General features: G+C 73.0%; 9 protein-coding genes. 6 read left to right on the forward strand and 3 right to left on the reverse strand.

The features are described from left to right. From AB0M52_RS23350 to purE, 4 genes are all read left to right on the forward strand, one after another. Positions 1–910 (forward strand): EAL domain-containing protein (locus AB0M52_RS23350; RefSeq protein ID WP_363957306.1); only part of this gene is annotated, 910 nt, incomplete at its 5' end. 64 nt (positions 911–974) lie between these two features. Then, positions 975–3,014, forward strand: coding sequence for a thioredoxin domain-containing protein (locus AB0M52_RS23355; RefSeq protein WP_363957309.1), 2,040 nt, complete (start codon positions 975–977; stop codon positions 3,012–3,014). Between the two features lie 52 nt (positions 3,015–3,066). Beyond that, a complete protein-coding gene (locus AB0M52_RS23360; RefSeq protein WP_363957312.1) occupies positions 3,067–4,266 on the forward strand; it encodes a 5-(carboxyamino)imidazole ribonucleotide synthase in 1,200 nt (399 codons plus the stop codon). After that, positions 4,263–4,754 carry a 5-(carboxyamino)imidazole ribonucleotide mutase gene (purE, locus tag AB0M52_RS23365; protein WP_363957315.1) on the forward strand — a complete coding sequence of 164 codons (492 nt, stop codon included), beginning with the start codon at positions 4,263–4,265 and terminating at the stop codon, positions 4,752–4,754. Before AB0M52_RS23360 ends, purE begins: the two co-directional genes overlap by 4 nt. Positions 4,755–4,869: 115 nt before the next feature. Here purE and AB0M52_RS23370 read toward each other — a convergent pair whose 3' ends face one another. Beyond that, positions 4,870–5,451 (reverse strand): hypothetical protein, encoded by a 582-nt coding sequence (locus AB0M52_RS23370; protein WP_363957318.1) that lies wholly within the window; start codon positions 5,449–5,451, stop codon positions 4,870–4,872. A gap of 511 nt (positions 5,452–5,962) precedes the next feature. On the opposite strand from AB0M52_RS23370, the gene AB0M52_RS23375 reads away from it, so the two are divergent. Together AB0M52_RS23375 and AB0M52_RS23380 are read left to right on the forward strand one after the other, a co-directional pair. Then, positions 5,963–7,525: an MFS transporter gene (locus AB0M52_RS23375; RefSeq protein WP_363957321.1), complete on the forward strand. Its 1,563-nt coding sequence runs from the start codon at positions 5,963–5,965 to the stop codon at positions 7,523–7,525. Between the two features lie 19 nt (positions 7,526–7,544). After that, positions 7,545–8,144, forward strand: a complete 600-nt coding sequence (locus AB0M52_RS23380; RefSeq protein ID WP_363957324.1) for a TetR/AcrR family transcriptional regulator — start codon at positions 7,545–7,547, stop codon at positions 8,142–8,144. Between the two features lie 57 nt (positions 8,145–8,201). Here AB0M52_RS23380 and AB0M52_RS23385 read toward each other — a convergent pair whose 3' ends face one another. Both AB0M52_RS23385 and AB0M52_RS23390 read right to left on the reverse strand, forming a co-directional pair. Beyond that, on the reverse strand, positions 8,202–10,121 hold the full coding sequence (locus AB0M52_RS23385) for a helix-turn-helix domain-containing protein (RefSeq protein WP_363957327.1): 1,920 nt from the start codon (positions 10,119–10,121) through the stop codon (positions 8,202–8,204). Between the two features lie 14 nt (positions 10,122–10,135). Further along, the coding region (locus AB0M52_RS23390) for an SDR family oxidoreductase (RefSeq protein ID WP_363957330.1) at positions 10,136–10,659 on the reverse strand (524 nt) is incomplete at its 5' end.

Below are 10,659 nucleotides of genomic sequence, written 5' to 3' on the forward strand. Positions count from 1 at the left end.
GCTGCGCCGGGCCGACATCGCCATGTACCAGGCCAAGGCCGGCGGCGGCAGCGTGGCCACGTACGACGGCTCACGGGACGCGGCCAGCACCGACCAGCTGGCCCTGCTCGCCGAGCTGCAGGAGGCGTTGCAGGCCGACGATCAGCTGGTGCTGGTGTTGCAGCCGGCCGTCGACCTGGCCACCGGTGCACCGACCGGCGTGGAGGCGTTGATCCGCTGGCGGCACCCGCGCCGGGGCTGGCTGGGCCCGGCCGATTTCATCCGCCCGGTGGAGAACAGCGATCAGCTGGGCCCCTTCACCCGCTACGTGCTGGACAAGGCCCTCACCGTCGCTGCCGGTTGGGCCCGGGAGGGCCTGGACATCCCCATCTCGGTCAACCTCTCCGCCCGCAGTCTGCTCGACCACCGGTTGCCGGCGGAGATCGCCGAGGCGCTGCGCCGGCACCAGGTGCCGGCCGACCGGCTGGTCCTGGAGATCACCGAGACGGTGGTGATGAGCGAGCTGGAGGTGATCGACCAGGTGCTCACCACGCTGCGCTCGATGGGTGTGCAGCTGGCGGTCGACGACTTCGGCACCGGGTTCTCCTCGCTGGCCTTCATCGCCCGGATCCCGGTGGACGAGCTGAAGGTCGACCGGTCGTTCGTGCTCCGGATGGCGGATTCACCGGAGGCGGCGGCGATCGTGCGCAGCACCGTGGGGCTGGCCCACGAGCTGGGGCTGCGGGTGGTGGCCGAGGGGGTGGAGACCGCCGCCCAGCGGTCGGCGTTGGCCGAGCTGGGCTGCACCGCTGCCCAGGGTTACCACTTCTTCAAGCCGATGCCGGCCGACAAGATCGGCGCCGTTCTCGGCTCCCTGTCCCGCCAGGCCCCCACCAACGTCCTCCCGCTGCGCGCCGACGGCGCCTCCTGAGCCCGGCCGACCGCCGCACTGCGTCCGACCGGCGGCCGTGGGGCCGGCTGGATATGGTCGTCGGGTGAACCGACTCGCGGACGCCACCAGCCCCTACCTGCTCCAGCACGCCGACAACCCGGTGGACTGGTGGCCCTGGTGCGACGAGGCGTTCGCCGAGGCGAAACGGCGCGACGTGCCGGTGCTCATCTCGGTCGGCTACTCGGCCTGCCACTGGTGTCATGTCATGGCGCACGAGTCGTTCGAGGACGAGACCGTCGGCAGGCTGCTGAACGAGGGCTTCGTGTCGATCAAAGTGGACCGCGAGGAACGGCCTGACGTCGACGCGGTCTACATGGCCGCCACTCAGGCGATGACCGGCCAGGGCGGCTGGCCGATGACGGTCTTCGCCACCCCGGACGGCGTCCCGTTTTTCTGCGGGACGTACTTCCCCCGCCCGAACTTCGTCCGGTTGCTCCAGTCGGTCAGCACCGCCTGGCAGGACCAGCGGGACGCCGTGCTGCGGCAGGGCGCCGCGGTGGTGGAGGCGATCGGTGGCGCCCAGGCCGTGGGTGGCCCGACCGCCCCGCTCACCGCCGAACTGCTCGACACCGCCGCCGACCAGCTGGCCAGCGAGTACGACGAGACCAACGGCGGGTTCGGCGGCGCACCCAAGTTCCCGCCGCACATGAACTTGCTTTTCCTGCTGCGCCACCACCAGCGCACCGGCTCGGCGCGGAGCCTGGAGATCGTCCGGCACACCTGCGAGGCGATGGCCCGGGGCGGGATCCACGACCAGCTCGCCGGCGGGTTCGCCCGCTACTCCGTCGACGCGCACTGGACCGTGCCGCACTTCGAGAAGATGCTCTACGACAACGCCCTGCTGCTGCGGGTCTACACCCAGCTGTGGCGGCTCACCGGCGACGCGCTGGCGCTGCGGGTGGCCCGGGACATCGCCCGGTTCCTCGCCGACGAGCTGCATCGGCCCGGCCAGGGCTTCGCCTCCGCGCTGGACGCGGACACCGAGGGCGTCGAGGGGCTCACCTATGCCTGGACCCCGAGCCAGCTGGTCGAGGTGCTGGGCGAGGAGGACGGCCGCTGGGCCGCCGACCTGTTCGCGGTCACCGACGCCGGCACCTTCGAGCACGGCATGAGCGTGCTCCGGCTGGCCCGGGACGTCGACGACGCCGACCCCGAGGTACGTGGTCGCTGGCAGGACGTGGTGCGGCGGTTGCTGGCCGCCCGGGACACCCGGCCGCAGCCCGCGCGCGACGACAAGGTGGTGGCCGCCTGGAACGGGCTGGCCGTCACCGCGCTCGCCGAGTTCGTCCGGCTCGTCGAGACCTCCGGCCGGATCGGTGGCGAGGGGGAGGCGAATCTGCTGGAGGGAATCACCATCGTCGCCGACGGCGCGATGCGGGACACCGCCGAGCACCTGGCGCGGGTGCATGTGGTGGACGGGCGGCTGCGCCGGGCCTCCCGGGACGGCCGGGTCGGTGAGCCGGCCGGGGTGCTGGAGGACTACGGCTGCGTGGCCGAGGCGTTCTGCGCCATGCACCAGATCACCGGCGAGGGGCGGTGGCTGGAACTGGCGGGGCAACTGCTCGACGCCGCCCTGGCGCACTTCGCCGCGCCCGGCGGAGCCTTCTACGACACCGCCGACGACGCGGAGCAACTGGTCACCCGGCCGGCCGACCCGACGGACAACGCGACCCCGTCCGGTCGGTCCGCGATCGCCGCGGCCCTGGTGACGTACGCGGCGCTGACCGGGGAGAACCGCTACCGGGAGGCCGCCGAGGCAGCCCTGTCGACCGTCGCGCCCATCGTCGGGCGGCACGCCCGGTTCACCGGGTACGCGGCGACCGTGGGCGAGGCGCTGCTCTCCGGGCCGTACGAGATCGCGGTGGCCACCGATGATCCGGCCGGTGATCCGTTGGTCGGGGCGGCGTACCGGCACGCCCCGCCCGGCGCAGTGATCGTGGCGGGCCACCCGGACCAGCCCGGAGCGCCGCTGCTGGCCGGCCGGCCGCTGCTCGACGGCCAGCCCGCCGCGTACGTCTGCCGGGGGTTCGTCTGTCAGCGACCGGTCGCCGGCGTCGAGGACCTGGTGGCGCAGCTGCGCTGATCGGGTGTCCGCCGGTCGCCGTCCTGACCGGCCCGGATAGGCTGGCCCAGCTATGGATTCCCGAACCGGTCTGCCCGTTGTCGGCATGGTGGGCGGCGGCCAGCTGGCCCGGATGACCCACCAGGCCGCGATCGCCCTCGGCCAGTCGCTGCGCGTGCTCGCGCTCACTCCGGACGACGGGGCGGCCCTGGTCGCCGCCGACGTCCAGTACGGCGACCACACCGACCTGGCTGCGCTGCGTACCTTCGCCAAGGGCTGCGACGTGGTCACCTTCGACCACGAGCACGTCCCGACCGAGCACATCCGCACCCTGACCGGCGAGGGGGTGAAGCTGTTCCCGCCGGCCGACGCACTGATGCACGCCCAGGACAAGCAGGTGATGCGGGAGCGGCTCGGTACCCTCGGCGCGCCGAACCCGGCCTGGCGCCCGGTCGCGTCCCCGGCCGACCTGGTGGCCTTCGGCGACGAGGTGGGCTGGCCGGTCATGCTCAAGGCGGCCCGTGGCGGGTACGACGGCCGGGGCGTCTGGCCGGTCACCGACGCCGCCAGCGCCACCGAGCTGGCGGAGACGCTGCTCGCCGGCGGCACGAAGCTCATCGTCGAGGAGCGGGTGGCGCTGCGCCGGGAGCTGGCCGTGCAGGTGGCTCGCTCGCCGTTCGGGCAGGTCGCCGTGTACCCGGTGGTGGAGACGGTGCAGCGGGACGGGATCTGCGTCGAGGTGCTGGCCCCGGCCCCCGGCCTGCCGGAGGAGCTGGCGGTGTCCGCGCAGCAGCTCGCCATCGACCTGGCCACCGCGCTCGGCGTGGTCGGCCTGCTGGCGGTGGAGCTGTTCGAGGTGGCCGACCCGGCCGGCCCCGGTGGAAGCCGGATCGTGGTCAACGAGCTGGCGATGCGCCCGCACAACTCCGGGCACTGGACCATCGAGGGCGCCCGGACGTCGCAGTTCGAGCAGCACCTGCGGGCGGTCCTGGACTACCCGATGGGCGACACCTCGCTGACCGCGCCGGTGGTGGTGATGGCGAACGTGCTCGGCGGCGAGCCGGGCGGCATGCCGGTCGACGAGCGGCTGCACCACCTCTTCGCCGCCGAACCGACCGCCCGGGTGCACCTGTACGGCAAGCAGGTGCGTCCCGGCCGCAAGATCGGGCACGTCACGGTGCTCGGCGACGACCTGGACGAGGTACGCGCCCGGGCCGCCCGGGCAGCCCGCTGGTTGCGCGCCGGCGCCGGTGAGCGCGAGGAGTGCGCGTGAGCAGCGTTGGCGTGATCATGGGCAGCGACTCGGACTGGCCGACGATGAAGGCCGCCGCTGAGGTACTCGCCGAGTTCGAGGTGTCGTACGAGGTGGAGGTCGTCTCGGCGCACCGCACCCCGGTCAAGATGATCGACTATGGCCGGGCCGCCGCCGGCCGGGGCCTGAAGGTCATCATCGCCGGTGCCGGTGGGGCGGCGCACCTGCCTGGCATGATCGCCTCGGTCACGCCGCTGCCGGTGATCGGCGTACCGGTGCCGTTGAAGCACCTCGACGGTCTGGACTCGCTGCTGTCCATCGTGCAGATGCCGGCCGGTGTCCCGGTGGCCACCGTGTCGATCGGCAACGCGCGTAACGCCGGGCTGCTCGCCGTCCGCATCCTGAGCACCGCCGATCCGGCCCTGTTCGACCGGATGTCGGCGTACCAGGCCGACCTGGAGCAGTTGGTCGCCGAGAAGGACGCGGCGCTGCGCGCCTCCCTGGCCTGAGCCCGCCGGTTATCTCCGCGCCCTGCCGCCTGGCAGTCTGACGCCGCTGGCCGGCATCCTGATGGATGCCGGCCAGCGGTTTCTTGTTTCCCCCTGTGGAGGTGTGTCTGTCGGGTCAGCTGGTCCAGTGCTGGGCGACCAGGTCGGCGGCCTGCTGTTCCCACTGGGCGTAGTGGTCGGGGTAGGCCGAGACCTGCACGGTCTGGGCGGCGGCGGTCAGCGGCATGTCCTTCCAGCCGTCGACCTGCTTGAGGCCGTTGAGGAAGGCGGTGGTGGAGTATTCGGGGTCGGTGATCTGCTCGACGGTGCCCCAGCCCGAGGAGGGGCGTTGCTGGAACAGGCCCTGCGAGTCGTGGTCGTTGCGGTCACCGAGGTGGCCGAGGTTCTCCAGCTTGGATTCCTGTAGTGAGGTGGCGATCGCGACGACGGCGGCGCGTTCGTCCATGCCGGTCTTCTTGGTGGCGGCGATGATCGCCTTGGCGTTGTCGGTCTGCTCGCCGTTGAGGTCGATGTGGGACTGCGCGCCCTGCACGCCGTTCGGGGTGAGCGTGCCGGTGTTCGGCTTGTCGGCCTGGACGGCGGCGGGGGTGCTGGTGGTGGGGGTGGTGGTGTCGTGGTTCAGCGGGCCGGCGGCGAGGCCACCGGCGATGGCGAGACCGGCGATGCCGAGGATGCTCTTACGCAGGGTGGTGTTCATGGTGGAAGCTCCGTTCCGGGGGGTTGGGTGCCGCCTGCCGGTGGGGCTGGGGGGATGGCGGTGCGGCACCAGCGCCGTGCGGCGCTGAACGAGCGGGGGGAAAGGATCTGGCCGGCGGGCTCGCGGGCTCATGGGCTCTTCGCGGCACCGGGACCGTGTTCAACGACTGACCGGGGCGGGTCATTCCCGCAGGGGCCGTGGCGCACGCCCTGGTCGGGCGGGGCGGGCGCTGCTCGGTCAGCCACGGGTTACAACGCCATCCACCCGCCCAGGATTCCGCCCCGACGATGCCGCGGGTCACACCGGGCCGCGCCGGCCGGCGGACGGGCCCGCCAAACGGACATGAGGGAATCGGGGGACGATCGCCGTGTCCGGTTCGGCCGGGGCGGCGTTGTCGATACCGGTGACCGGTGTCACATTCGATACGATCCGGTTCCGTATCGTTAATGCCGGACCTAGGCTCAGCACCGATTACGGACGGGACCGTATCGAAAACCGGGGGGTACCGGAGATGCAACCGAACGAGAACACCGGACATCCGAGGAGGTGGGCGATCCTCGGGGTGCTGGTGATCAGCCTGCTCGTGGTCGTCCTGGACAACACCATCCTCAACGTCGCGCTGCGTACGCTCGCCGACCCGGTGCACGGTCTCGGGGCCAGCCAGGGCGAGCTGGAGTGGTCGATCAACTCCTACACACTGGTCTTCGCCGGGCTGCTGTTCACCTTCGGCGTGCTCGGCGACCGGGCCGGCCGGCGGCGCATGCTGCTCATCGGCCTGGTCGTCTTCGGTCTGGCGTCGCTGCTCTCGGCGTACGCGCAGAGCCCCGCGCAGCTGATCGCGGCCCGCGCGCTGATGGGGGTCGGCGGCGCGGCCATCATGCCGGCGACCCTGTCGATCATCTCCAACGTGTTCGACCCGCGCGAGCGGGGACGGGCCATCGGGGTGTGGGCCGGCGCGGTCGGCCTGGCGGTGGCGATCGGGCCGGTTCTCGGCGGCCTGCTGCTGGAGCACTACTGGTGGGGCTCGGTCTTCCTGATCAACGTGCCGGTCGTCGCGCTCGGCGTGGTGCTGGTGGCACTGCTGGTGCCCGAGTCGCGGGACCCCAAGCCGGGCCGCATCGACGCGTTCGGCGTACTGCTCTCGGTGGTCGGCCTGGTCGCCCTGACCTACGGCATCATCGACGGCGGTGAGCACGGGTTCGGCCGGCCACTGGTCTGGGCCTCGATCCTCGGCGGTATCGCGGTGCTGGCCTGGTTCGTCACGCACGAGCGGCGGAGCACTCACCCGGCGCTGGACGTACGCCTGTTCCGGGTGCCGCGCTTTGCCGCACCGGTGGCGATGATCGGGCTGGTCTTCTTCGCCGCGATGGGCGTGATGTTCTTCAGCTCGTTCTACCTGCAACTGGTGCGCGGCTACAGCCCGCTGGAGACCGGCCTGCTCTTCCTGCCCTTCGCGGTCGCCCAGCTCGTCTTCGCCCCGCGCAGCGCCACCATGGTGCGCCGCTACGGCGGGCGGGCGGTCGCGGTGGTCGGACTGCTGCTGACCGTGGTGGCGCTGGGCGCGTTCGCCTTCGTCGACGCGGCCACGCCGATCTGGGTGGTGCTGGTCTTCTTCTTCCTGCAGGGCGCCGGGATGGCGAACATCATGCCGCCGGCCACCGAGTCGATCATGTCCGCGCTGCCCCGGGAGAAGGCCGGCGTCGGCTCCGCGGTCAGCAACACCATCCGGCAGGTGGCCGCCGCGCTCGGCGTGGCGGTGATCGGCTCGGTGCTGGCCGCGGGCTACCGCTCCGGCATCGAGCCGGCCCTGGCGGACCTGCCGCCGGCGGCACGCGAGGCGGCCGGCGAGTCGATCTCGGGTGCCTACGCCGCGGCCGGCCAGCTCGGCCCGGCGGCCCCGCCGCTCGTCACCGCGGCCAACGACGCCTTCGTCTCGGCCATGCACTGGTCGGCGGCGCTGGCCGCGCTGGTCGCCGCAGCCGGCATCCTGGTGGCCCTGCGCTGGCTGCCCGGCCGGCCGACCACCGACGTGCCGGCACCGGCGGGCGAGCCCGAGTTGGCCGGCACCGCCTGACGTCGGGGACAATGGGCAGATGACTACCACCGCAGATGCTCCGCGGCCGCCCGGGCGGCCGCGGAGCGTCCGCGCGGACGAGGCGATCATCGAGGCCACGCTGGACCTGCTCGCCGAGGGCAGCACGATCGAGGCGATCTCGGTGGAGGCGATCGCCGCGCGGGCCGGGGTCGGCAAGGCCACGATCTACCGCCGCTGGCCCGGCAAGGACGCGCTGCTGCGTGACGCCCTGCGTACCCTCAAGGGCAACCCGCCGCAGCCGGTCGGCCGATCGGTCCGCGACGACCTGATCATGCTGGTCAGCGCGATCGGCCACAACGTCGACCCGCGTGCGGCGCAGATCATGCCCTGCCTGGTGCCCGAGGTGAAACGCAGCCCTGAGCAGTACGCGTTCTACCAGAGCATCGTCGAACCCCGCCGGGCGGTGATGCGGGAGGTGCTGCGTCGTGGCATCCGGGACGGCGAACTCCGCGCCGACCTCGACGTCGAGGTGACCATGGCGATGCTCACCGGCCCGATGCTCATCCAGCGGGTGCTGAACTGGAATCCCGACCTCGACGAGGCGGCCCTCCCCGAGAAGGTCGTCGACGGCGTCCTGGCCGGCATCCGCGCCCGCTGACCCGCGCACCGCCCGCCGCCGCTGGCCGCACGACCGCCCCCGTTGCGGCCGTACGGCTCAGCGGGCCGGCGCTCGCAGCCGGTGCAGGCGCAGCGCCAGCTGCACCTCCAGGGCACGCTCGGGCTTCTGCCAGTCCGCGCCGAGCAGTTGACCGACCCGCTCCAACCGCTGGGTCACCGTGTTGACGTGCACGTGCAGCTGCTCGGCCGCCCGGGCCAGGCTGCCGCCCACCCCGAAGTACGCCTCCAGGGTCCGCACCAGGGCGGTGCCTCGACGGGCGTCGTAGTCGATCACCGGCCCGACGGTGGCGGCGAGAAACCGGCTCACGTCGGCGTCGCCGCCGTCCCCGACAGTGCCCAACAGCAGCCCGACGAAACCCAGCTCGGCGGTGCTCGCCCCCTGCCCGGCCCGGCCCAGCGCGCCCAGCGCGGTCAGGCACCGGTCGGCCTCCCGGAAGGCGGTGGCCAGCGACGCCGGCCCGGTGGACGGGCCGCTCGCCCCGGCGGTCACCGGCCGCCCGGTGATCCGGGACAGATCCCGGGCCACCGCGCGGGCGCTGCCGCCGGCGTCCTGCCCGGGCAGCATCAGGGCCACCCGACCGTCGCGCGCCGCGGCCAGCCCGCCCCGGGTCGAGGCGTACGTGATGGCCCAGGAGAGCACCCGCTGCCGGGCCGAGCCGGTCGCCGCGATGGCGTCCTCGCCGACGGCCACCAGCACGTGCGGGGCGTCCAGGTCCACGCCGAGGCGGCGGGCGCGGTTGCGCAGCGCGTCGGTGTCGCGCAGCGGCCGGGCGATCAGGTCGTCGAGCAGCTCGCCCCGGACCCGGCCCTCCGCCTCGGCGACGGTACGCCGGAACAGCAGCAGCAGCGCGGTCACCAGCGCGGCCCGCTCCAGGATCCGCTGGTCGGCGTCGGCCAGTTCGCCCTCGGGGTGCAGCACCAGCGCGCCCAGGTTCTCCGCACCGGCCACCACCGCGGCGTACCAGAGCGGACCCCGGCGTACGCTGCGCCCCTCGGTGCGGGACGCGGCCACCGCCTCGACGATGTCCACCCGGTCCGGCTCGTCGATCTCACCGACCCGGGCCAGCAGCCGCCCCTCGGCGTCCAGGGCCAGCAACGCCCCACCGAGCACCTCGGTGACCGCGGCCGTGACGTCCTCCACGCCGCCGCCACGCAGCACCAGTGCGGTCATCCGGTCGTGGGCCGCGGCGGCCCGCTCCACCGAGCTGCTGTGCGCCCGGATGGTGGTGTTGGCCGCGGAAAGCTCCTCCAGCGCCGCGCGGGTCTCGGCCAGCAGCCGTGCGGTGTCGATCGCCACCGCGGCGTGCGCGGCCAGCGAGAGCAGCAGCGCCACCTCCTCGCGGGCGAACGGCCGGGCCGAGCGGTTCGCCGCGTAGAGCACGCCGATGCTGGTGGAGCCGAGCCGCAGCGGCACCCCGAGGATGGCCACCAGCCCCTCCTCGCCCACCCCGGCGTCGATCTCCCGGGTGTGGTGGAAGCGGTCGTCCTCCGGGTAGTTCGCGGTGACGTACGGGGCGCCTGACTGGGCCACCAGGCCGCCGAGGCCGGCGCCCATCGGCAGCCGCAGCCGCTGGAACCGGGCCGATACCGAGCCGTCGGTGACCCGCATGTAGGTGTCGCCGCGCTCGGCGTCGTTGAGCGTCATGTAGGCGATGTCGGCGCCGAGCAGGTGCCGGGCCCGGTGCACGATCGCCCGCAGCACGTCGTCCAGGTCGCGCAGCCCGGCCAGGTCGCTGACCGTGTCGTACAGGCCGGAGAGTTCGCTCTCCCGGCGACGGCGGCGCTCCAGCAGCGCGCGTACCCGCAGCGCCACGGTCTTGGCCTGCTCCAACTCGGCGATCCGGTCGGCGGGCAGCCCGGCCGACCGGGCGGCGACCAGCGGCCCCTCGAACTCGACCGCGGCCGCCTCCCGGGCGAGCAGTTCCAGGAACTCCACCGGCGACGACATGACGGACATTGTGCGGGAGTTCACTAGTTCGCCGTCCAGCCCCCGTCGAGTGCGATCGAGGCGCCGGTGAGGAACGCCGCGGGCGGGGAGCAGAGGTAGGCCAGCAGCTCCGCCACCTCCTCGGGCTCGATCAGGCGTTTGATCGCCGCCCGGGCCAGCATGATCTTCTCGACCACCTCGGTCTCCGGGATGCCGTGGGTGGCCGCCTGGTCGGCGATCTGGCTCTCCACCAGGGCGGTGCGCACGTACGCCGGGTTGATGCAGTTGGCGGTCACGCCGTGCGCCGCGCCCTCCAGCGCCACCACCTTGGACAACCCCTCCAGGGCGTGCTTGGCCGCGACGTACGCCACCTTGTACGGCGAGGCGCGCAGCCCGTGCACCGAGGAGATGTTGACGATCCGGCCCCAGCCCTGCGCGTACATGTGCGGCAGCGCCCGCCGGATGAGCAGGAACGGCGCCTCCACCATCACCCGGTGCAGGTACTCGAAGCGCTCGACGGAGAACTCCTGGATCGGGGCGACGTGCTGCAGGCCGGCGTTGTTGACCG

Origin of the sequence: Micromonospora sp. NPDC051296 (assembly GCF_040682255.1) — a bacterium.
Classification (GTDB): domain Bacteria; phylum Actinomycetota; class Actinomycetes; order Mycobacteriales; family Micromonosporaceae; genus Micromonospora; species Micromonospora craterilacus.

What these genes read in the sequence shown, in the direction of transcription:
- AB0M52_RS23375 (WP_363957321.1), top strand. Translation starts at nt 5,963, where the DNA reads ATGCAACCGAACGAGAACACCGGACATCCGAGGAGGTGGGCGATCCTC.
- AB0M52_RS23370 (WP_363957318.1), bottom strand. Translation starts at nt 5,451, where the DNA reads ATGAACACCACCCTGCGTAAGAGCATCCTCGGCATCGCCGGTCTCGCC.
- AB0M52_RS23385 (WP_363957327.1), bottom strand. Translation starts at nt 10,121, where the DNA reads ATGTCCGTCATGTCGTCGCCGGTGGAGTTCCTGGAACTGCTCGCCCGG.
- AB0M52_RS23380 (WP_363957324.1), top strand. Translation starts at nt 7,545, where the DNA reads ATGACTACCACCGCAGATGCTCCGCGGCCGCCCGGGCGGCCGCGGAGC.
- AB0M52_RS23360 (WP_363957312.1), top strand. Translation starts at nt 3,067, where the DNA reads ATGGATTCCCGAACCGGTCTGCCCGTTGTCGGCATGGTGGGCGGCGGC.